Raw genomic sequence first — 22,428 nt, 5'->3', positions numbered from 1 at the left:
ATTTTCCCATTTTTCTGCTTCTTCTGTCCTTTTACTCCTCATTTTCCTGGTCCTTCTCTCTTTCTATTTCCTCCTTTTCCTGATCCTTTTCTTCTGTCGTTCCTCTTTTTCCTGACTCTTCAAGTCCTTTTTTCCTGTTCCTTACGCCCTTTTTCCGACCCCTCTACTCTTTTATGCCTCCGTTCTTCTTACATTTACAAAGTTGTCCAGGTTGTAAATCCCGTAAAGGGGGTCGGTGTACCAGCCCTCAAAGTACCTGTTATAGGGAGTGAGCACATTGTTCCAGTAGAGGGGAATTGCAGGCAGGTTCTCTGCATAGTAATCCTGAAGTTCGTATGCATAAGCCTGAAGTTCCGCAGAGTCTGTGGTGGCCAGGATATTGTCGCAGAGCTCCAGGAACTCGGGGTCGTCCAGATTATGCATCACTCCCTGGCCTGTCCTCCTTGAATCGAAATAGCCGCTCCCCCAGCTTGCGTGCATGAGCATGCCCCAGGGAGTGGAACGAGTAACTGTTAGGTCGTATTCATAATTGTCTTTCAGGGTCATCCAGGTATCCGAATCCGCAGTCCTCAGGTCGGCGCCAAGGCTTACATTTTCAAAATATTCTTTAAGGAGCTCCCCGGTGCGGGCGTACTCCGGCCGGATAAGGATTTCAAGTTCGATGTTTTTCCCATCTTTCCCTTCCAGAATTCCGTCCCCATTACTGTCCGAATATCCTGCTTCTCCCAGAATTTCTCTGGCTCTTTCGGGGTCATACTCAAGTTTTTCTGTTTCCTTGAAGTTTTCCATTGCAGGCGGTACAAAACCGCGGTTCGGAACTTCTCCGTACCCCAGGGTCTCAAGCCTGACAATTTCTTCATAATTTATGGCATAGGCAAGGGCTTCCCTGAATTCCGGGTCCGAAAAAGGAGCTTTTTCCAGGTTCGGGGCAAGGAAGATAAGTCCTATGTCGGTTTTTTCCAGAAAATCAAAGTTTCCGGTTTCTTCAAGTTGCTCAATTCCGGAATACGGGTATGACCCTGCATATTTGTAATAAGTGTCAGCCTCCCCGTTTTTAAGGGCGAGGGTGGCAACGTCCACGTTTGAGTAAAAGTGGACCTCCACGGTTTCAGCTTCCGGGATCTTTCCCTTCCAGTAGGGGTTTTTCTCGAAAACGAGTTTTCCGGCATTGAGGTCTATAAGCTTGAGATAATAAGGTCCGCAGCCTACATATGGGCCGTTGTTTGTGTATTCCATCGGGTTTTCTACCGTTTCCCACACATGGGCGGGAAGAATATCGTAGGTTGCAAACTCCAGGTCGATGCGGGTGTAGGGCTTGTTGAATTTGAAGGTTACGGAATTGTTTGCTTCCGATACGGCCGAACTCTCCAGGGTCTCATTGATCCAGCTGGCCCAGGGGGTCTCTCTCCCGTAGTATCGGATTGAAAACTCAATGTCTTCCGGGGTCACCGGTTCTCCGTCACTCCAGTAAAAGTCGTCTCTCAGATAAAAGGTCCAGCACGTGTTATTTTCCGAGACCTCGTAGCTTTCGGCAAGCTGGCCTGCAAGGTGTCCCTCTGAATCCATTTTCATGAAGGGAGGGTTTGAGAGACGGGTAAAAACCCCCAGGTTTGAGTCCCCTATAAAGGATGCGGATTTTATTACGTTTGGGGTTGCTATTTTTAAGACTGTCCCTTCGGAATCTATGGACTGCTGTATTTCCGCGGCTTTGGCTTCAGAGACTGCTTCCGGACCCTGCAAATCTTCTCCATCTCCAAACAGGGCTTTTATATACGTGATAAACCGGTCAAAAATTCCACCTTCTGAGGGTGTAAGGTTTTCTCCGAAACCCTCAGGCTCTGTCGCTCCTGCCGGGTGCATGTTTGCACAAAAAATAAAAATGAGTATGGCAAAGGTTAGCCCCTGTTTCAATCCTCTGTTTAGTCCTGATCCCTTGAAATATTTCCCCTGTTTCATTTTGCTGCCTCTTCCTGTCTCAAATTCTTTTCCATGGATTACATCAATAGCGCCAGAGGTCCCGGTTACTTTGAAAAAGACTTCTACCCTGTTCGTTTTTCTCTGTTCTCTGCGGATCAGCAGAGATCGGAACTATTATGCGCGATACATGAGTTTGAAAGATAATAGCGATCTTAAAGCGCTCTTTTCTTCAATTTATTTCCATTATTTATTAATATCTGATATTCAAATAGTTAAAAATAATACTAAAAATTTATTTTTTATGCTTTAAATCTGGCAATTTCGCAATATAAACCTTTTCATTTTTTACGTATTTTTGAAAAGAAGACATTGTGCAGCGGGTTTTTTAATCCCGGGACATTTCTCAACACAGTTTCTGACGCAACTTATTACACGTATTAGAGCTCATATTCTTTTATGTGGGGAAAGAACAAACTTCTATTGATCTAAACACGACACTTGTGTTTCTTCCTCATATCCGCCAGATCAAAACCTGTAAATTTGTATAGAATCTGATATGTTGAGGAGTATCTTTCAGGTTTATACATCTTAAATATCATTTGGGAAATATTATCCAATACTAATTTATGAAAGTGGAAAAGTAATTTTCATTTGCAAATAAATGAATAGAAACATTCAACTTACAAATAATAAGTGTAATTTATTGAGTTAAGAATATTGTATATTACCATTTATATTTCCAATTGTATTAATTAATATATATAATAACATTATTTTTTATAAAATCTGTCTACGGTTCCTGTACAATTATATTTTTATAGTTATATAATGACGAAGTATTTTATATTAGTAAATACTACATTCTAAGTGTCTAAGTATATGCTTAGTGTCTTCGGAAAAACAGAGCCACCCCACTACACTTATTATTGCAATTGTACCAGGTTATACTATGTAGCCTGAGCAATAAGGTTGAATTTGTAAACCGAGCTTTAATGAGCGTAAGCTATGCTTATAGCCTCTTTAAGCGGAGAAAATTGACATACAACAGATGAAAACACCAGGTATGTACAATTGCTCAAAGTTGATAAGTGTGTCTTCAAACTCCTTAAAAAACAAATAATTTAATCAGTTTTAAAAACAGAGGCCCTTAAAACAGAGACCCTTAAAACAGAGACCCTTAAAACAGAGACCCTCAAACATTAGCTGCATATAAAACTTCGTAAAATGGTGACAAAAATGGACCGAGATACAACCCTAAATAAAAACATCGGAAATGATATCAGGATGAACTACTATATGACCCTAAATGAAAACATAGAAAAAGATGTAATTCTAGCTAGTCATTACCCTTATCTCCAAGATATTTCCTTTCCAAAAACGGATAATGTCCTGCATTTGATCCTAAATACTTTAAATCAGGATATATCAACCTTTTATACATTTGTTAAATTCTCCCGATATATTCCCGAAGACCAACTGAACGTTGAAATTCTTAAAAGAAGCATGGGAATTCACAGAAACTTTGGATCTCTATTCCTGCTTACAAAAGGAGAACTGGTATTCATATATCCAGAGTTTTTAGAAGTAATAGAAAGGCTATTGTTTAAAGGAAGAGAGTGTCACAACTACATAAGTTATACTCACAAATTATGTGGAGCTATAAATGATTATAAAATAGCTTTACAAAGAGAAGGATATTTCCCGAACCAAAGAAGGGAGTCGCTTTTGGGCAATATTTAATTGTCTGAAAATTTGTTTACACATATTTCTTTGGCATGAACTTTGGCATGAAAATACGTGAAGATTTTCTTCATAGTACTCCCATGCCTTTTTATCTTCTTACCCCTCATATGTTGAACAAGATGCCATAGTCTCGTTAATTGCCTTCTCTGGAAACTTAACCTGTTATTTTTCTTGCTGCTACTTGAGCAATCTTTCTTAAAACTCACATTATTACTTTTGATCCTCTCAACTCTTATAAAATAGAATTTATCCTTCTAATGAGACAGTAGGATTTATCCTCAGATTGAGAAACATTTGTAATCCTCAAGTATATAATTGGAAATTATTTTTCTATATTTGAATTTTTGTTCGAAGAACATTGTTATTTTTAGTCAAACGCATGAATAACGGAAATTTTGAATCCGTTTCAAATTAAAATTTCTGCTTCATAAAATAAATCAGTCCTAATATATACAGAAAGACATTCTTATATATTTACTTTTTATTGCGTAAAATAAACAAAAGTGTCTATCTTAACTATCAATTATATTTATCTAGTCATACTATTTTTTAATTATGAATGTGAAAAAATAGTTATCATTCGCAAAGAAATATCTGGAAAACGTTCATCTTACAAGTAAAAACTATAATTTATCGAGTCGTAGACTATAGGTTAAAGAGAAAACTGGAAAAAAGAAAAACTACGTTAAAAGAAAAACTACGTTTTTACTTTTGCCCTTTAATCTCAATCTTTTTTTCGATTTCTCTTGCGAAGTTTTCTTTCGAGTGGATATAGAGGGAAGCGGGGAGACCGGTATTTGAGATCATGTAGAGCAGGCTCATGGTTGTTCTGTTAAGCCTTGGAGAGTAGTTTAAAAGTGTGCTCCTCGAGATCCTGACCATTGCATCGAGGGGCTTTATTCCTGTCAGGTACCTTTTTATATCGCGGTTTCTCTGGCTTTTTTCAAATATCAGGTCTATCCATGTATTCATTTCTTCCGTCAGCATTTCCCTTGTAAGGTCTTCAGGAACAATGTAATTTTTTCCCCTCTCTATATTTTTGAAATACTCCCTGAAGCTATCTCCCTTTGCAAGTGTATACACTTTCCCGAGCCCCCCTGAGTGGGTGTCTGTTGTTGCAGCGATGCCTTTGCCGAATTTTTCCGCAAGGGTGATCGTAAGCTCATTTTTCTGCCTGAGCTCATGCATATTGTATTCGAGTACGGGGAAGAGTTTTGCCAGTTCAGGCACCGCAGAGAGGTCAGGCTGCTGGCGAAGCTCAAACCAGAAGGGATGGTTGTAGATGAAGGGCAGTTTATGGCGTTTGAGGTATCTTATAAAACCCTTCAGGTCATGTTCTGTTTTTGAAATCTCAGTGAGTTCCGAAAAGTCTTCTCTACAAAGTTCGAAAACGTTCACGTGCAGCGTGTGCCCTGCAAATTTCGGATCATAAATGGTCATTTCAACGCCAGAGATAAGCTGTTCCCGGTCCCATCCGAGAATATCGTACGCATCGACCGTATCGTGGTCCGTAAATGTGACAAAATCTAGACCCATACCAAGGGCTTTTTCATAAAGGCTCTCGGGGAGCAAATTTTTTGCCGGGAGCACGTCAAAAGAGCAGGTGGTATGTACGTGCAGGTCCGCTCTTTTCCAGCCTTCCTCCATAAGCTCAGCTGCCCGTTCCGGTGAAATCAGCTTTTCCTCGTAATTCCTCTGCCTTCTCCCCATAGGCTTAGAATCCTGAGATTTTAATTTTGTCCGATTATTATAATTCGGCTTTATATCTCCCCTTATAGTATAGTCTTTTTTTAAATTAAGTTTTTCCGGGAATTTCTTGAAGGCGTGCAGTCCATCTTTTTTGTATGCCATACCACCATGTTTATAAATATGCTAAAGTATCCCTGTAGTTTTACAAAAACGATAGTGATCAACTATGGGGTTATTCAGAAAACTAAGAAAAGTCATCAGCGTTATTTTTGAAAACGAAGCTGAACAAAAAGGAGACGATTTCGAAAAGTACGTGGTGGACCTCTTCGATGAAAAAGGCTTCTCCATTGTGCAGTGGACTACGGATATGGCAAGAAAGCATACGCGATTCGTAGAATCCGACTGCGGCCCTGACCTCGTCCTTCGCCACAGGCGCACCAATGAAATCTTCTGCGTGGAATGCAAGTACAGGTCAAAACTCTTCAAAGGCAAACTCCAGTGGTCGACTCCCAGGCAGCTGGGGCGTTACCGAACATTTGCAAACGATAATCTGATCCCGTTTTTTGTAGTTATAGGGCTCGGTGGAAAGGCCGGAAAACCAAAAAGGATGTTCTGCATCCCTCTTGAGGATGCGAAGTACCCTGCACTTTCTCCGGAGCTTTTTGAGAAATTTGAACGCCGCCCTAAGAAGAAATTTTTATGGAAACAAGAGACACTTAAATGAGAGGCACAGAAGTGTGAGACACTGAAATGCGATACACTGAAATGTGAGACACTTAAATGAGATACACTGAAGTGTGAGACACTGAAATAATTTTAGATCTAAAATTTTATTTTTTATTCCGCTTTCCAGCATATTCGTGTGCGCCCCCGGAAAAACGTATCCCTTTCTCTGTACTTTTATTCCGGATACAATAAGGCTTCACCAATACATTTCCTCCTCTCCATGTTTTATTCTCGTTAATTTATAATACAGGGGGAATTCAATATTAATAAGTGACCCTTTTTGGGGGGAGAGCATGAAAATCAAATCCGTTAATCCTTATACCGAAGAAGTAAACCGGACTTATGATTCGCTTTCTATCGGAGAATGCGAAACCCGGATTGAGAAATCAAGGGCTGCTTTTTCAGGGTGGAGTTCGTTGCCTGCAGAGGAAAGGGCAAAATATTTTTTGAAAGCTGCGGAGGTGCTTCGACAAAATACCGAAATTTATGCCGGGATTATTACAAAGGAGATGGGAAAACCCATCATGCAGTCCAGAAAAGAAATTCAAAAATGCGCCAGGCTCTGTGACTATTACGCGGAAAATGCGGCTGGATTACTGAAGGATGAAATCGTTGAGCTCGGGGCTGAGAAAAGTTATGTTACTTTTGAGCCTCTGGGAGTGATTCTAGGTATCATGCCCTGGAATTTCCCTTTCTGGCAGGTTTTCAGGTTTGCGGTGCCTGCAATATGTGCAGGAAATGTCTGTGTGCTCAAAAATGCCTCGAACGTGCCAGGGTCAGCCCTTGAGATTGAAAAGGTCTTTCTGGAAGCCGGATTTCGGGAATATGTTTTCAAGACTCTTTTAATTGACTCGAAAACTGCAATGGAGCTTATTAAAAAAGAACTGGTGAACGGGATTTCGCTTACCGGCAGCACGGGCGCAGGCTCGGAAATCGGAAAACTTGCAGGAGAAGCTATCAAGCCTCAGGTACTGGAACTGGGAGGATCGGACCCCTTCATAGTGCTTGAGGACGCCGATATCGAGAGGGCTGCACAGGCAGGTGTGAGGTCTCGTTTTCTGAACGCAGGACAGAGCTGCACTGCTGCCAAGCGATTTATTGTTGTAGAAGAAGTTGTGGGGGATTTTATCGAGGCATTTGAACGCCATATGCAGGAACTGAAAATCGGGGACCCTATGGATGAAGCAACCGATATCGGGCCTCTTGCAAAAAAAGAATTTGTCGAAAAACTTGAAAAAATTATGGAAGATGCAAGAAGGAAAGGAGCAAAGCCTCAAACTTACGGAGAAAAGCATAAAAAAGGCTTTTTCTTCAATCCGACCATTATCCCTGCAGCCAGTACTGATATGGAAGTATGCAATATAGAGGTTTTCGGGCCTATTGCACCGGTTATAACTGCAAAGGATGAGGACGAAGCAGTGGAAATTGCAAACTCCACAGAGTTCGGGCTTGGGGCCAAAGTCTGGTCCGGAGACCTTGACAGGGCCGAAAAGCTGGCAAAAAGGATCAGGTCAGGATCTGTGGCTATCAATGGAATGATCAGGTCTGACCCGAGACTTCCGTTCGGCGGGACCGGGAAGTCAGGTGTCGGGAGAGAGCTTTCCCACTACGGGCTCAAGGAATTTGTGAATATAAAGACTATAGTGGTTAATAAATAAAGGGTAATAAGTAAGGTTAATAAGTGAAGGTTAATAAGAGAAGGTTAATAAGTGACGGTCAATAAATAAAAGGGTTCCGTAAAATCTGCGTCTGTTAAGTTCTATAACTAATCATATCGTTAGTGGCTGCCTTCTTGAAAGGGGGCATTCTTTTAGCTGACCAGGACTTTACAGAACAATTTTGATTTTAATTTATGTATCAATTATGCGGCAAAAATAATACGGCAATATGTTCAATAGCTTAAGGGGGGAAATGCGTTGTCCGAATTATCTGAGCAGGATATACTGTCTAGGTTGACAAGGTTAGAACAGAAAATGAACACTCTGGATAATACCGCAAATGCTCTGATAGATGAATTGGAGAGTCTGCAAACTGTAGCCAGAGAGTTAAAAATGACAGACTTTGTCGATAAATTCAACGAATATATCGAAGAAGTAGGAATAATTAAAGAAGACTTAAGCTGTAAAATATCCGATGAGATCGAAAACGAACAGATGAAAGAGCTGGTAGAAACAAGGATGAAAACTGTCCCGGTGGACATCGAGAAGCTGAAAAATGAATATAGTAATCTTCGCAGTAAATTGGCAGAGTTAAGGGATGAAATAAACAAAAAGAAATGAAATTAATAAAAAGTAAACCGAACAACCTTAATCAAACATTGAAAAAACGAAATACGGAAGACCGGGAATGGCTGCAACGCCCGCTGATCTTGACGTCCAGAGGTGCAAGATAATTGTTTTTTGTGTCTTATTCAGCTTTTCATAAATGAGTTGGGCGGCAAGGCTCGATCCGATAGGAACACTATATTCTTGTTAGAAATTCTTGTTCGGAATTGTAGGGAACGCTTTCTGTTTTGTGATGTTCATCGGACCGGATAACACTAAAATAGAGAGCATTTAGTTCTATCTAGCTGCCAAAGTCAGGTTTTAAACACTTCAATCTTAAAAACCGATTTCTTTGAATAAAATAAGAATTGTGGCGGTTCGTTTGAACCTCACTTTGTTAATACTATAGGACTTACGCATTTGCCTGCTTTGCAGGCAACTTTTTTAATTTTCTTAATTTTTAGGCTAAGGCATATATTGGCTTTCTTATAAATTGATTAACAGCATTTCTTGTAATATTCCATTTCGTTTCAAACCATGTAATGCCTGTTTTTATTCTTTGCATTTCAAATCTTAGAAATGCCCTTATTGCCATCATAATATGTGCTCTCTGCACACTATTTCTTCTTGCCTGACAGCGTTCTACTCCACAAAACTGTTTTATTCCTCTATGATACTCTTCAATTTTCCATGCTTTCTTTGCCAGGTCTTTTCTTTTTTCTTCCTGCATATCCAGTACATCTGTAGCCCAGTATTGCGTGTCTCCGTCCTTGGAAACTATCCGAAACACCTTGATAAAGCCGTATTCTTTCAGATGAACCGTTATTCCTTCTGGTGGAATAGTTAACAATTCAATTGCTACATTACCAGTCATATCAGGGTTAACTAACCGGTTTTTCTTCAACCTTGTTAACCAGTGCCATCCTTTATTCCTGATTGCCTTGAGATTCTTTATACTGGAATACCACGTATCAAACAGAACAAAGTCGGGTTTAAAACCACGTTCTTCTGCCTTATTTAACATGTCAAGGAAGTGATCATTTTTTGTTTTTCCGTCAGTATCTATATCGTAAATTCTAAAGTCAACAGGGATTATAGCATCATTATATGTCCAGACAACGGTTTCAAGATTGATTCCATTTACGATCTGATGATGTTTGCCACTCCATTGCCTGTAAACAAGATCTATGTGTTTGGAATAAGGTTTATCGAGAACAGTATCATCGATAATAAGAAAACCAACTTCTGGAGTGACAAGGTCCTTGACCTCTTCCCATAAAGCCTCCGTGTCCGGAGGCTGTCTTAGAAGAAGACGAGTAAAAGAGTCATGAGCTGGACTATTCGAGTCTATAGAAATAGAACTACACTTAGAAGCTTCGGTACAGCTAAAGACTCGAGAAGAAGCGATCAGAAAATTGATGTAATCAAGTTCAGTACATTTAGGGGGATTTATGTCATTCAACTCAAAGATTTTTTTGATTATATTATAGATATTATATTGAAAGAAGTATTTTAAGATGATTTACAAAAAATACTTCAACCGCGTAAGTCCTATTCTATATTTTAAACTGCTGAAACAAATTCCTTGTAGGGGACCTCCTTACCGTTGCCTTTCGCAGTACCTTCAAAAACATAAACTGGAATTGCAGATTTCTGTTCATAAATACGAGGCTGCATCAGGTATCCGATTGATATGTTATCTATGGTAATTTCATCTATTTGCATCTTGAGTGCTGGAAGTTCGGTATTTCCTGCAACTAAATCATTATACGCTTCAGTTGGAGATTTGATACTTGTATTCCCGGTTTTGACAATCTCTCTTAGTGTCTTTGTAACACCTACAACTTCTCCTTTATCTCCTATATATACTGTAAATTCATCTCCGTATACCGGAATCCCATCAATATCTCGGGAGTACGTAACTCCAAGTGTAACATCATATGATTCAACAGGTTCTTCTACGCCTGCCTGTACTACCCCGGATCTTACGCAGGATTTTACACTTTCAACTTTTACATCTTCAGGAAGCAAATCTCTACTTAATAGATATTCGTTTGCGATCTTTTTTGCTTCGTCTTCAGAGGGTAAATCGGGTTGTGATTCTATAATGTCCCCATATTTTTTTGCAGGTATTTCATAAACGATTGAATTAGAATACTTGTAGACTGAAACCTGTTCTCTTAGATTTTTTGTATCATCTGTTACCTTGATTTCTCCGGTTGATTCACTAACAATTTCCGGAGTTCCAGATACCCCAAAAATTTCTGCAATTTCCGTCACGTAGCCCATTGTGATATCTGGTGTAACAACTGTATATGTTGCATATGAATTTTCAATTTTTGGAAGTTCGGTGTTAAGTATGAATTTGGCCCCATTTGTTCCCTCTTCACGAGATAATAAACTTTCAGTATCTTGATTTCTTTCAGCATCTCGATTTATATACATTGCCACGCTTGAAGCAGATGCCATCAATATGATTGTAATACTTAACATGAGTAATTGATTCCTTTTCATCTGTACCACCTACTTAAGAACAATCAAAATCCCAGTAGTAAATTGTTCCATCAACTGTGATATCTGATATCACAGAACCTGCCCCCCAAATGTGGTCATATCTACAGTTTGTGGTCAGTTGTGTAGAAACCACAGATAAGATGAACGCCGTTGCTTTAGCGTTCAGGGAGGTTCAAGCCGACTCTGCAAGTTTAGTTTGAATCATTCTTCACATTCTTTGTAATGTTGTATAGAATAATTGAACTTAATCTTATTATGTTTCTATGGATAAATCATTAAACTATAATATAAATTATAATACTATTTGATAAAAAATTGATACTCTAAGTTGGTATTTTAATTGAAAATATAGCTTTATGTGGCTGTTTTTACATTAGTTCGTTTGAGAGATGAACCACTTGAAAATAAAGTAAGATACAACTAATAAAATAAAAAAGGGCTATTAATAAAAAATAAAAGTATGTACTAAAATTAGTTATTTATACTCATATATTGAAACCAGAATCCTGGCAATAGCTATTGAAATTATGGATGTCAATACTGCAGTTAGGGAAACCATGAAAAGATTTTCCTGTTCAGCAAACTGGAACATAAAATAGAAGAAGATACCACTCAATGACGACGCTGCGAATTTGCTGTAAATTCTGATTCAAATTTTTGTATGCCGCGTATAAATAGGTTCTTTTGATATGGATTTTTCTACCCGGGAACTTCTTGAGATTTGTGATTTTGCAGAAAAATCTACACTCTGCACATGTTTTTTCCAGGAAAGCAGCTACTTTTTCTTTTCTCCACTCAACAAATATATATTACTCTTTAAGTATCTTTTATTCATGACCCTTGAGCCCGTGCATATGCATAAAATCTCGGAGCTTGCAGAGAGGATTGACCGTTCATTTGAGCTTGATGAGCCGAAAACGGCAGCGGATATTTATTCTCTGCTTGAGGAGTTGAAGATTGACGGGAAGGTAATCCTGAAGGCTGTGGACAGGCTTTTTAGGGGGATGGTCAGGACCGAGCTGATGGCACAGGGCGAGGACCCGTATCCGGTTACTTACGCCTGTGACAGCGGGAGTACGAATCCCAGGACTTATGACAGTGGGCTTTTTGTGGATTTTTGCCACTGCGGGCTGGCTGCAACCCCTACCGATCTTGATGTCCAGAGGTGCAGGACAATTGTTTGTGCGGCTTATTCTTCTTCGCAGAGGATAGCAATGAGGGCAACGTCAGGCTGGGAAACCTTCGATGAAGGGCTTGGGAGGGCAAAACTGGTCACAATTGCCCCGGACGAGTTGAAAAGAAAGGCTCCTGACATGGTGCACAGTTTTGCCATGTACCTGGCGGAATCCGAACACATGCTTTTCATTAAGGACATGTTAGAACCACAGAGCTTTTTCATAATGGACGGGCCTCTTTATCCGAAACAGCTCATGTACTGGATGGTACTGGACGATGAGGAAGTGCAGATCCGGCGGAACAATGACGCCCGAAAAATCCTCCAGAATTACATTGACATTATGGATCACTTTCTGGAAAAAAAGAGACCTGTGATAGGCTTTGTAAAAAACCCGACTGACGTGCAGATCATGGACAGCGTCCGGAAGAAAAGGGAAGGTTTTGACCTGCCCTGGATGCTTGATTCTCAGTTTTTCCGAAACCTCCTTTCCCCTTACAAAGTCAACGGTCCGGCAGGGCAGGGGCATGAGGGACGGAATTCGAAAACCAACGGGAAAAACGGCAAGTATAACGGTTCCAGAAATACTTACATTACTTACACTAACTGGTTTTTGCAGCCCAACCGGTTTTACGAAAGGATGCTTAACGGGACTTCCCCGCTTGCAGCCGGGGATGCGTTCCAGCAAAAGCTCAGGCATAAGTTTTCGCCTGAGGACTATGCCCTCTGTTTCTTCATGCTTTATGTGCCTTCCACGGATGTGGTTTTTAAGGTTGAAGCTCCTTATGGACTTATTAAGGATGATTTCCTGCGCATGCAAATTACCAAAAAAGTGCTCTTTGACCTTTCTCTGCATGGTTTTCCCCTCACCCTCACAAAGGCAGACCACCTCGCAAAAATCAGGAAAGTGGAGAGGCAGGAGATCGATAAATTCTTTGAAAATATGAGTCCTGACATCTCTTATAACGATACTCGGTGGGGTAAACTCAATGAAATATGAAGACGCCGATATTCTGGCTTTTATCTCTAACAAGACAAAACCGACTTCTGCTCCTGAAAAGGATGCTTCATCACATAAAAATGCAGGCCCTGAGGAAGTTCCCGGAAATAAAACAAAAGACCTGGAACCGAAAGACCTGGAAAAGGACCTGCTTACGGAAGCCTCAGGCCCGGACTCGCTGCCGGCTTTTGAAGAATTCCCTGTTTCCTCAGCTGAAACTCCCATAGAAACCTATCCGCAGATCCCTCTGGATGACGGTTCAAATACAGGATCTAATACAGGCTTCTCCGCTGTTTCCGGAAAAGATGAACTCCCCTTTGAAGCATTTGATGACTATGGTTTCGAAACCACCGGATTTACTTCCTCTCTGGATGAAGCTTTCGGAATTGTCACAACTGGCATAGAGCCTCTGGAAATAACCCACTCAGGGGCTACAATTACAGGGTACATCGCTTCTGCCCGCAGGAGCGAGATAAGGCTCGGGACATATGTTGTCGTGCCGTATGAGGGCGGAGAAAAGCTCTTCGCAAGAGTAGGAAAACTTCAGTACAGGCAGGAGTTTGCAGTGGACGACGCGACCGAAATCCACTCAAGGCGCATGCTGAATGCCCGGGCAAGCCCTATAAACGAAGCCGATTACAAGTTCCTTGCCTGCCTTGACCCGCTCTGTATTCTTTATCGGAAGAAAGCGGACAGCGCACTTACAAGGAGGATGGCAGACCGGATCCCCCGGCCGAATACACCCATACTGCCTGTTACGGACAGGCTTGAAGTCCAGACCGGGCTGAACATTCCGGAAGAGGGAGTTTTCCTCGGGCACCTCAGTGTCGGGGGGGAACTTGTAAAGACCCACTCCGAGCCCGAAACCGTTGCTTATTACTTGAGAAATGACTATTTGATGGGTGACCCTCTTATTTTCAGGCACATGCTGGTCTGCGGGAGCACGGGGACAGGAAAGACTTTCCTCTCAAAAAACATCCTGCGCCAGTTCATGACGGAAGACAACCGGTACAGACTGCGGAATTCTCAGGACAAAGCCAGGAAAAACCCCTGCCTTGTGATTATGGACCCTCAGGACGAATACTCCCAGATTTTCGAGGATAACGAAACCCTGACCGAAGAGGATAAGTTCAGGTTTGAGTCCGAAAACGTCACTTACGGCAGGGTTCAGTCCACAAAGGCTTTTGTGGCAAAGGTCGAGGGGCAGAAGTACCCGGGCGATAAGTCAAGGGCGGAACAGGTCGAGTTCACAATTCCTTTTTCCCTTGTGGAACATAACTCCTGGCTGATTGCAGCAGCCGGGATGTCCGAACTTCAGTATATCGGGCTTGAAGTCCTTCTCGGGGACTTCTTCAAGTCAGGCGCGCCCCATACCTACCAGAACTTCATCAGCCACATTGAAAACGAAGGTACGCGTTCTTATTACGTTGATAGTAACAGAATCCATGAGTCTTCCTATGACGGGATCGTGCGGAGAGTGAGTAGCCGCTTTTTCTCAAAGGTCTTTGATCGGGATGCAACCCCGATTACCGGGGTCCTGGATAAGATCTTCAAGCCGGGGCAGATTTCGGTTTTCCCGACCGAGTACATAAGTTCTCCCAGGATAAGAGACCTCATAGTACTCACAATCATGAGCCTGATCGTTGACAACAAGCTCAATACTACAGGGATTGATGCCATCAAAGAAACTCCGATTATCCTGGCACTTGATGAGGCTCACCGCTACCTCTCAAAGGCAAACGGGGAACATGCCCGCCTTATCATCTCCCGTTTCGCAGATGCAGCCCGACAGGGCCGAAAAGAAGCGCTTGGGCTCTTTTTGATCACTCAGGACCCTCAGGATATCGATGATACTGTCATCAAGCAGATCAACACAAAACTGATCCTTAACCTCAATAATGATGCTGCAATATCGTCCCTGAAAGTCCCTAAAGAATACGAACGCAGGATTCCCTATCTCAAGAAAGGGCAGATGATAATTCACAGCCCTGATAACAGTGACATTGTGGAAATCCTCGGACTTTCAAACTGCGTTGTAAGGCACCGCTAAGATGGTATGAAATAAAAACAAGAAATAAAACGCAAAGGCAAGAAATAAAACGCAAAGACAAGAAATAAAAAGCCGAAGTTGATGAAAAAATGTACAGCGCCTGAATATTTGCGAAACCTTATTTTTTCAAGAAAGGGTCATCAGCGCATGCCTGCTTGAAGTACAGGCATGTGCTTCTTCTTCTTCTTCTTCTTCTTCTTTTGTGTTTCTTCTTTTGTACTTCTTCTTTTGTACTTCTTCTTTTGTACTTTTTCTTTCTTTTTATTTTTCCATGTGTTCTGTCCCTGCTTTTCAGCTTAAATCAGTTCACAGAGTTCCATATTATCGAGAACTGACTTGATCTTCCAGTACACATACCTTTTATATGCAACCGGGTCCGGGATATCATAAATTACATTTGCATGAACGTTCCAGGCAACGTGGTTGACAAGCTCGCTTTCTTGCATTTCATCTACAAAATACTTGAGCTTGCTGAAGTCATCGATACTGTCCCTCCAATCTCCGGCCCTCAGTTCGCTTGACTGATCTTCCTCTGTCATCTCCATCTTCCGCAGGGCAAAAGCATATACTTCGAGCAGGTCGATGTTTGCAGGCGAGACGTTCCTTACAATCGGGGTTCCTTCCCGCATACTTTCTTTAAGCCTATCCGTAAATGCAAAGATGTCTTCGGATGTCAGGGTGTTTTCGGCGATCTTTCCTTTTAATGTTTCAAGAGTCTGTTTCATGATATTTTACCCCTACATTCAATGGCTCACATATTGTAATTTTAATGGGTGAGTTCCAGGGAGTACTTATTCACACCTAAAATAAGTAATCAGTTTCTGTATTAAAATGATTCTAAATCAGTTAATTCTGCAGAGTTCTTCACTCACATCCAATACAAGATTATCTGTTTTCGGTATTAAAATTACTCTTCATTTATAAAGATGGCACCTAAAAATTAATATTTTTGTAATGTAATCCTGACGTGTACTATTTTTTGCGCTGTAAAACAGAGTAAGAAAGCAATTCAGAGGAAGTAAACTCTTAAACAATCCGTCAGGAATTCTGTCTAAAAGATGAAAAAGGATGGGATAGCGCGGATTTGAACCGCGGTCCAAGCGTCCCAAACGCTCGAGGATGGACCAAGCTACCCTACTATCCCATAAGGGCTTCCTCTCAAAGGTGATTATCCTTTATATAGCTTTCGTTAGAACCTGCGCCTGTACTCTGACTTTACGATCCGAAACTTCCGGCTTTACTTGCTTCAATTCTGGAACTTGTGTAGGAACAGCCTGGTCCTCAGCCTTTTTTCTCACTCCCAGCGCTGATAGATGTCGTTTTGTATTCCTAAGAGGTCAAGTGCCCTGCCTGCCATGGTGTCTATGAGGTCGTCCAGAGTCTCCGGTCTGGAATAGAAGCCCGGACACGCAGGGAGAATGCTCGCCCCTGCCTGTTTTGCCTTCAGCATGTTTTCGATGTGTATCAGGTTCAGGGGAGTTTCTCTTGTCATCAGGACCAGTTTTCTCTCTTCTTTCAGGCAGACGTCTGCAGCTCTTGTTATCAGGGTGTCAGATACCCCGTTTGCAATTGCTCCGAGAGTTTTCATGCTGCAGGGAGCGATGACCATTCCTGCAGTTTTGTAAGAACCGCTGGCTATAGGAGCTGAAAAGTCTTTCTGGGAATAACTCCAGGTTGCAAGTTTTTCCACTTCAAGGGGTAAGTAATCAGTTTCGATCTCGAGTATCTGTTTTGCAGCTTCGGTCAGTACAAGATGGGTCTTTATCCCTTTTTGTGCCAGCACTTCAAGCAGGCGGATCCCGTACTGTACTCCTGAAGCCCCGCTGATTCCTACAATTATTTCCATTATTAGCTTCTCCTCTCTTTCGTATCACTTTTTTCACAGGAGGCAATGAAACTTCCAACCATTTCTTCTGCGGCTGAGATTATCTTCCCTATCTCTTCCGTGCTTATATTATCTACATGGATGCCGGCAACAACTACCGAGGTCTTTCCTGTTACCCTGCTTACCCGCCTTGCGCTGTCCAGGGCAAGCTGTTCTTCCCTGTGTCCGGGCAGGGTGAGCACGGAAGAGCTCGCTCTCCCGCTTTTTTCATCAAACAGCCCCACCGCAACTGCCCCTGCATGTTCCTTCCCGCCGGTAAGGGTCAGCAGGTAGTCTTCCCCAAGCTTTTTTGCTTCGAGTATGATCTCTACCCTACCTACTATTCTTGTGTTTTTAAACAAAAGTTTTACTCCCGTATTTTTAAATTTTTTCAAGGTCGCTCAGCTTAAACTGCTTTGTGGCTTTCTTGATGTTAAAGTATTCCTTTGCAGCTTTTCCCACGGCATCACAGTGCTCTTTCGGGCAGTAGACCCCCATTCTCCAGTTGTCCATATGGGCTTCCTGCAGGATTGAGACGAAATGGGAAGCTTCCTTAAGCGGGATCATCTTGTGGTCGGTTTTAATCATTGCTTTCATTTCCAGCATTTCAGGAGTCTTCGGAATGTCCACAAGCACGCATTCCGGGTCTACCCCTGCAAGTTCTGCAATCTCCTTCTCCGCTCTCTCAATTTTATCACGGTACTTGAGCACCCCTTTTCCTGCTTCCTCAAGCCCTGTATAGAGCGCCCGCTTATAGAGTTTGCGTGCGTCCAGCCGTCTGGTGAGCTCTCCTCCATTCCCGCTTGAGTTGCGCATGGCGGCTATCAGGTCTATATCGTCCATCTGCCTGAGCCCGGTCGGGTCGAGTTCTCCGTTTTCGATCATATACTCCACGGCTTTTGAGCACATTGCTTCCGAGATCCTGGTTACGTGGTGATAGTAAACCGAGGTATTCATCCAGAAACGGGAGACCAGGAGGGATTCCGCAGCTTTCAGTCCCCCATGGTCGATAACAAGCCTATCTTCGTAAAAACGCATCTGATTGATCAGGCGGTTGTAGTCCACGACCCCGAAGGCAACCCCTGTATAATGGGAGTCCCGGACAAGGTAGTCCATCCTGTCCACATCGATCTCACTGCTGAGGATCTGCCCTAAAGAGGTCTCACCCTTGATGTGTTTTGCAAGGTTTCCTGGGGAAATCCCGTGCTTTTTCAGGACTTCTTTTATTTCCCCTTTCCCTACAATATCCCTTACATCGTCATGCCTGCGTCGCGTATACTTGTCTATGACGTTCTCGGTTACATGGGAAAAAGGTCCGTGCCCAACATCGTGCAAAAGGGAGGCAGCTCTGATCTCCATTTTTTTATCTTCTTCAATAGAGTCGAGGTTTTTCATCAGCATGGAGGCAAGGTGCATGGCTCCGAGGGAGTGTTCAAAACGGGTATGGTTTGCTCCCGGATAAACGAGATTTGAAAAGCCAAGCTGCCTGATCCTTCTGAGGCGCTGAATCTGGGGGGTAGCCAGAAGTTCCTGGACGATTTCATCCAGTTCGATGTAACCGTGTACGGGATCAAGGACTACTTTCATTATTCTTTAGACAGATGTCATTATATATTGTTGTATCTATTACTTTGATGCTGTTACATTGATTGTGAAAATTGCAGGAGAACCTGCTACCCGATGGCTGAATAAATCCGGAAACAGGTATTATCATGATTATATTGTCAGGCGGCACCGGAACTCCCAAACTCCTTGACGGGCTCAAGGAAATCCTCCCGCCGGAGGAACTGACCGTTGTTGTAAACACTGCCGAAGACCTGTGGGTTTCTGGAAACCTGATCTCTCCAGACCTTGATACGGTGCTCTATCTCTTCTCGGACCAGATCGACCGGAAGAAGTGGTGGGGCATAGAAAACGATACCTTCAGGACTTACGAACGCATGCACGAACTCGGGGTTGAAGAAAGCCTGAAGCTTGGGGACAGGGATAGGGCAACCCATATTATCCGCTCAAACCTCATCCGGGACGGAGCATCCCTTACGGAAACTACAGTAAAGCTTGCATCTCTCTTCGGGATCGATGCAAACATTCTGCCCATGTCCGATGACCCGGTTTCTACCTATATAGAGACCTTGCAAGGGTTTATGCATTTTCAGGACTTCTGGGTCGGAAAACACGGAGACCCCGATGTACTTGGAGTTGACATTCGAGGCGTTTCCGAAGCTTCGGTTGCTAAAAAGGTTCTGGAAGCCTTCGAGAAAAATGACAAAGTCCTCATTGGCCCGAGCAACCCCATTACCAGTATAGGCCCGATCATTTCCCTGCCGGGAATGAGAGAACTGCTGAAACAGAAAAAGGTGATTGCAGTCAGCCCCATAATCGGCAATGCTCCTGTCAGCGGCCCTGCCGGGAAGCTGATGCAGGCATGCGGGCTTGAAGTCTCTTCCATGGGAGTCGCGGAGTACTATCAGGAATTCCTTGACGTCTTTGTCTTCGATGAAAGGGACAGGGCAGACGAATTCGCTTTTGAGAGGCTTGGCTGTGGGGCTTGCCGTGCAGATACTCTGATGACCTCCACGGAGAAAAGCAGAGAACTGGCAGAGTTCGTAGTCGGACTGTTCGACACCGTATTCTGATTTTTCAAATTCTTTTTTTCTTTTCTTTTATTTTTTTCCTTTCCTTCTCTGTTATCTTTACCTTTTTTCTTCTCATTTTTTCTCTTCTTCCTTTCTTTTTCCGTAAATTTCCTTTTTCTTCTCTTTTTTCTGCTGATCCAGTCTTCAACGTTAACAAAATTCGAAAGTTTTATGTATTATTTTTTCCAAATTTTGTAACACTAAAAAACATAAAAATATTATTTTGTCTTAATTGTTAGGCTTTACTTTTCTGACAAATGCTATTATTTTGTCAGTTCTAAGAAATGATTTTTGGGATTAGAGGAAAAAAGCATGATTGGAATACGTGAAATTGCTAACTGGAAACTCAAAAACAAAATCTCAGATTTTGTTTTGTTGACTATACTTGTTTTCTCCTTTTGTTCCATCCCGGGGATGGCAACTGGAGTTGATAACTCGGAGTTGATGGCTCAGGTTTTTACTGCAGCCGAAGAAAGCTTCGGAGACCTTGAATCTGAGGACACTCTCATTATCACAGACATTGGTTCTCCTGCAGAATCTTATGTTTTCCTGGACGACTTCTATTCGGAGTTTTATGATAGGGAGTTATTGTATACAGATAACCTGCTAGTAGTCCAGAATGCCAGGAATGCCCCTCTCTGGTTTGCCTTCTTTGACAAACCCAGCGGGAACTGCACTTATATCGAGGTTTCATACGGAGATGGGAATGAGATCAGCTATCAGGTAACGGAAAATATAGACTTTGATACCCTTTCCAAAAACCAGGAGTCCATAGATGCTTGGAGTGAAAAAGTAAGCTCTAAAGTGTTTGACGGGCGTGAATTTGCCATTCTTACAATCTGCAATGCTTGGGCCACCGGAGATCTTGATTATGAACTTATGCAGTGCCTGGAACTGCACAACCACTTCTGTCCCGGAGTTTCAAGCGGCTATGTACTTGCAAACTGGATGGAAGAGAATTACCCTCTCGAGGATGGGGTAAGTTATACCGTTTTCTCCTGTCCTAACTGGTGTAAAGATGATGTCTTCGTAAAGCGCTGGGATGCCACTCCTGGAAAAGGAGGAATCTGGGTTTCTGCCCTGACGGACGAAGAAATCGAAGCAATTGGGAACTCTCCTGCCGGGATCTTTGTGGTTACGGACAAGGATGCCGGAACTATGAAAGCAGTGGCACTCGGGTTTGACTTCGATGTCGTGAATGAGCAGTGCGGGGCAAAAGACACCGATCCCTCATGGATTTCTAAATATCTAATGGATCTCTGGCTTATGGACAGGGATAACTGGGATGAGGAAGGCCTTGTTACGGAAATCGCAGTTATTGACATTGATGGGGATACCCTGAACGAAATGAAACAGGCGGGAGTCAATCCCTATGTTGTTCTCGGCCTGCTCAACCCGGAAGGAAATGACAATCCCTCAGTTGAGGACAGTGAACTGATGGATCAGGTTTTTGCCGCAGCCGAAGAAAGTCTTGGAAACCTTAGCTCTGAAGATTCTTTCATAATAACGGATATCGGCTCTCCGGAGGGGTCTGATTTTTTTCTGAATGATTTCTATTCGGAGTTTTACGGAAGGGAGTTACAGTACACACAGAATCTGCTTGCAGTCCAGAACGCAAGAAATGCCCCTCTCTGGTTTGCCTTCTTTGACAAATCCAGCGGGAACTGCACTTATATCGAGGTTTCATACGGAAATGGGAATGAGATCAGCTATCAGGTAACAGAAAATATAGACTTTGATACCCTTTCCAAAAACCAGAAGTCCATAGATGCCTGGAATGAAAAAGTAAGTGCAAAGGTGTTTGACGGGCGTGAATTTGCCATTCTTACAATCTGCAATGCCTGGGCCACCGGAGATCTTGATTATGAACTTATGCAGTGCCTGGAACTGCACAACCACTTCTGTCCCGGAGTTTCAAGCGGCTATGTGCTTGCAAACTGGATGGAAGAGAATTACCCGCTTGAGGATGGGGTAAGTTATACGGTCTTTTCCTCCCCTCAGTGGTGTAAGGATGATGTCTTCTTACAGCGCTGGGATGCCACTCCCGGAACAGGAGGAATCTGGGTTTCTGCCCTGACGGACGAAGATATAGAAGCAATTGACAGCTCCCTTGCCGGAATTTTCGTTGTCAATGATAAGAATGCCGGAACTATGAAAGCAGTGGTGCTCGGATATAACTCTGATATTGCGAGTGCGCAGTGCGGGGCAAAAGACACCGATCCTTCATGGGTCTCGAAATACCTGAAAGACCTCTGGCTTATGGAACCGGATAACTGGGACGGCCTTGTTACGGAAATCGCAGTTATTGACATTGATTCGGATACCCTGAGCGAAATGAAACTGGCAGATACGAATCCCTATGAAGTTCTTGGACTGCTCGACTCTGCAGGGGATGTGAACGCCTAAAAATGGAGTCCCCGGAATCGGCACTGGCTGAATGAGTCCGAAACAGGATAGAATGCCCGGTGCTGACGATTGAAAACAAGTTCCTGAATATCGGAGCGTTTGACGGGTTTTCTTCGCTCCTTTTCTTTTTTACCCCGGGTTCTTTTTTATTTTTCACGGTTTTTTACATATCCCTTTACCTTTATATCCTTAAATTTATTAACACTGACTTAACTATTTATTACAAATTCTCCTGCGCCCCCGATGAATGCCCTCCAGGGTGTGAATGGAAATAGTATCCGGAAAACCAAAGCTATATCAAGTACTTCAATGTTTCCTGAATTTGATTTGTCTTTCCAGAAAGCGGGTTTGTTTATCCATATCCGCTTCGAGAGAGAAGATTTGAGGGAGCAGGATATAATTTCAGGGTTTTTTACTTCCCGGAATATTGAAACAGCCAAAAAAG

General features: G+C 42.6%; 18 protein-coding genes and 1 tRNA gene. 8 read left to right on the top strand and 11 right to left on the bottom strand.

Going from position 1 to position 22,428, the window contains the following annotated elements; translation table 11 throughout:
• Nucleotides 1–171 precede the first annotated feature (171 nt).
• Nucleotides 172–1,956, bottom strand: coding sequence for an ABC transporter substrate-binding protein (locus ACSAZL_RS17290; protein ID WP_440945835.1), 1,785 nt, complete (start codon nt 1,954–1,956; stop codon nt 172–174).
• Between the two features lie 1,197 nt (nt 1,957–3,153).
• Here ACSAZL_RS17290 and ACSAZL_RS17285 point away from each other — a divergent pair.
• The gene (locus ACSAZL_RS17285; RefSeq protein ID WP_440948887.1) at nt 3,154–3,657 is read left to right on the top strand and encodes a hypothetical protein; all 504 of its coding nucleotides are present in this window, start codon (nt 3,154–3,156) and stop codon (nt 3,655–3,657) included.
• 708 nt (nt 3,658–4,365) lie between these two features.
• Here the strand turns inward: ACSAZL_RS17285 and ACSAZL_RS17280 are convergent.
• Entirely contained in the window at nt 4,366–5,307 is a 942-nt protein-coding gene (locus tag ACSAZL_RS17280) for a PHP domain-containing protein (RefSeq protein ID WP_440948886.1), read from the bottom strand.
• 268 nt (nt 5,308–5,575) lie between these two features.
• Between ACSAZL_RS17280 and ACSAZL_RS17275 the strand changes: the two genes are divergently transcribed.
• From ACSAZL_RS17275 to ACSAZL_RS17265, 3 genes are all read left to right on the top strand, one after another.
• On the top strand, nt 5,576–6,073 hold the full coding sequence (locus ACSAZL_RS17275; protein WP_440945834.1) for a hypothetical protein: 498 nt from the start codon (nt 5,576–5,578) through the stop codon (nt 6,071–6,073).
• Between the two features lie 295 nt (nt 6,074–6,368).
• On the top strand, nt 6,369–7,733 hold the full coding sequence (locus tag ACSAZL_RS17270; protein ID WP_440945833.1) for an NAD-dependent succinate-semialdehyde dehydrogenase: 1,365 nt from the start codon (nt 6,369–6,371) through the stop codon (nt 7,731–7,733).
• 258 nt (nt 7,734–7,991) lie between these two features.
• Nucleotides 7,992–8,354, top strand: coding sequence for a hypothetical protein (locus tag ACSAZL_RS17265; RefSeq protein WP_440945832.1), 363 nt, complete (start codon nt 7,992–7,994; stop codon nt 8,352–8,354).
• A gap of 445 nt (nt 8,355–8,799) precedes the next feature.
• Here the strand turns inward: ACSAZL_RS17265 and ACSAZL_RS17260 are convergent, their stop codons facing one another.
• Nucleotides 8,800–9,801, bottom strand: a complete 1,002-nt coding sequence (locus ACSAZL_RS17260; RefSeq protein ID WP_440945831.1) for an IS701 family transposase — start codon at nt 9,799–9,801, stop codon at nt 8,800–8,802.
• A 101-nt stretch (nt 9,802–9,902) separates the two neighbouring features.
• A complete protein-coding gene (locus ACSAZL_RS17255) occupies nt 9,903–10,853 on the bottom strand; it encodes a hypothetical protein (protein ID WP_440945830.1) in 951 nt (316 codons plus the stop codon).
• A gap of 833 nt (nt 10,854–11,686) precedes the next feature.
• Here ACSAZL_RS17255 and ACSAZL_RS17250 point away from each other — a divergent pair.
• Both ACSAZL_RS17250 and ACSAZL_RS17245 read left to right on the top strand, forming a co-directional pair.
• Nucleotides 11,687–13,027 carry a DNA double-strand break repair nuclease NurA gene (locus ACSAZL_RS17250; protein WP_440945829.1) on the top strand — a complete coding sequence of 447 codons (1,341 nt, stop codon included), beginning with the start codon at nt 11,687–11,689 and terminating at the stop codon, nt 13,025–13,027.
• A complete protein-coding gene (locus tag ACSAZL_RS17245) occupies nt 13,017–15,077 on the top strand; it encodes an ATP-binding protein (protein ID WP_440945828.1) in 2,061 nt (686 codons plus the stop codon). The genes ACSAZL_RS17250 and ACSAZL_RS17245 overlap by 11 nt, the downstream gene beginning before the upstream one ends.
• A gap of 296 nt (nt 15,078–15,373) precedes the next feature.
• Here ACSAZL_RS17245 and ACSAZL_RS17240 read toward each other — a convergent pair whose 3' ends face one another.
• The 5 genes from ACSAZL_RS17240 to ACSAZL_RS17220 form a co-directional block, all read right to left on the bottom strand.
• Complete coding sequence (locus ACSAZL_RS17240; RefSeq protein ID WP_440945827.1) at nt 15,374–15,802, bottom strand: hypothetical protein; 429 nt, start codon at nt 15,800–15,802, stop codon at nt 15,374–15,376.
• Between the two features lie 344 nt (nt 15,803–16,146).
• Nucleotides 16,147–16,221, bottom strand: a tRNA-Pro gene (locus tag ACSAZL_RS17235).
• 150 nt (nt 16,222–16,371) lie between these two features.
• Nucleotides 16,372–16,923 carry a UbiX family flavin prenyltransferase gene (locus tag ACSAZL_RS17230; protein WP_440945826.1) on the bottom strand — a complete coding sequence of 184 codons (552 nt, stop codon included), beginning with the start codon at nt 16,921–16,923 and terminating at the stop codon, nt 16,372–16,374.
• A gap of 2 nt (nt 16,924–16,925) precedes the next feature.
• Nucleotides 16,926–17,303: a hypothetical protein gene (locus ACSAZL_RS17225; RefSeq protein WP_440945825.1), complete on the bottom strand. Its 378-nt coding sequence runs from the start codon at nt 17,301–17,303 to the stop codon at nt 16,926–16,928.
• A gap of 19 nt (nt 17,304–17,322) precedes the next feature.
• Entirely contained in the window at nt 17,323–18,528 is a 1,206-nt protein-coding gene (locus tag ACSAZL_RS17220) for an HD domain-containing protein (protein ID WP_440945824.1), read from the bottom strand.
• Between the two features lie 125 nt (nt 18,529–18,653).
• On the opposite strand from ACSAZL_RS17220, the gene cofD reads away from it, so the two are divergent.
• Nucleotides 18,654–19,577 (top strand): 2-phospho-L-lactate transferase, encoded by a 924-nt coding sequence (gene cofD / locus ACSAZL_RS17215; RefSeq protein WP_440945823.1) that lies wholly within the window; start codon nt 18,654–18,656, stop codon nt 19,575–19,577.
• Nucleotides 19,578–19,581: 4 nt separating this feature from the next.
• Here the strand turns inward: cofD and ACSAZL_RS17210 are convergent, their stop codons facing one another.
• The gene (locus tag ACSAZL_RS17210; protein ID WP_440945822.1) at nt 19,582–19,725 is read right to left on the bottom strand and encodes a hypothetical protein; all 144 of its coding nucleotides are present in this window, start codon (nt 19,723–19,725) and stop codon (nt 19,582–19,584) included.
• A gap of 164 nt (nt 19,726–19,889) precedes the next feature.
• On the opposite strand from ACSAZL_RS17210, the gene ACSAZL_RS17205 reads away from it, so the two are divergent.
• A complete protein-coding gene (locus tag ACSAZL_RS17205; RefSeq protein ID WP_440945821.1) occupies nt 19,890–21,983 on the top strand; it encodes an FmdE family protein in 2,094 nt (697 codons plus the stop codon).
• Nucleotides 21,984–22,192: 209 nt separating this feature from the next.
• Here the strand turns inward: ACSAZL_RS17205 and ACSAZL_RS17200 are convergent, their stop codons facing one another.
• Nucleotides 22,193–22,423 (bottom strand): hypothetical protein, encoded by a 231-nt coding sequence (locus ACSAZL_RS17200; protein WP_440945820.1) that lies wholly within the window; start codon nt 22,421–22,423, stop codon nt 22,193–22,195.
• Nucleotides 22,424–22,428 lie beyond the last annotated feature (5 nt).

Origin of the sequence: Methanosarcina mangrovi (assembly GCF_052057765.1) — an archaeon.
In the GTDB taxonomy this organism is placed as follows: Archaea; Halobacteriota; Methanosarcinia; order Methanosarcinales; family Methanosarcinaceae; genus Methanosarcina.
This window is presented reverse-complemented; position numbering and strand designations above follow the sequence as displayed.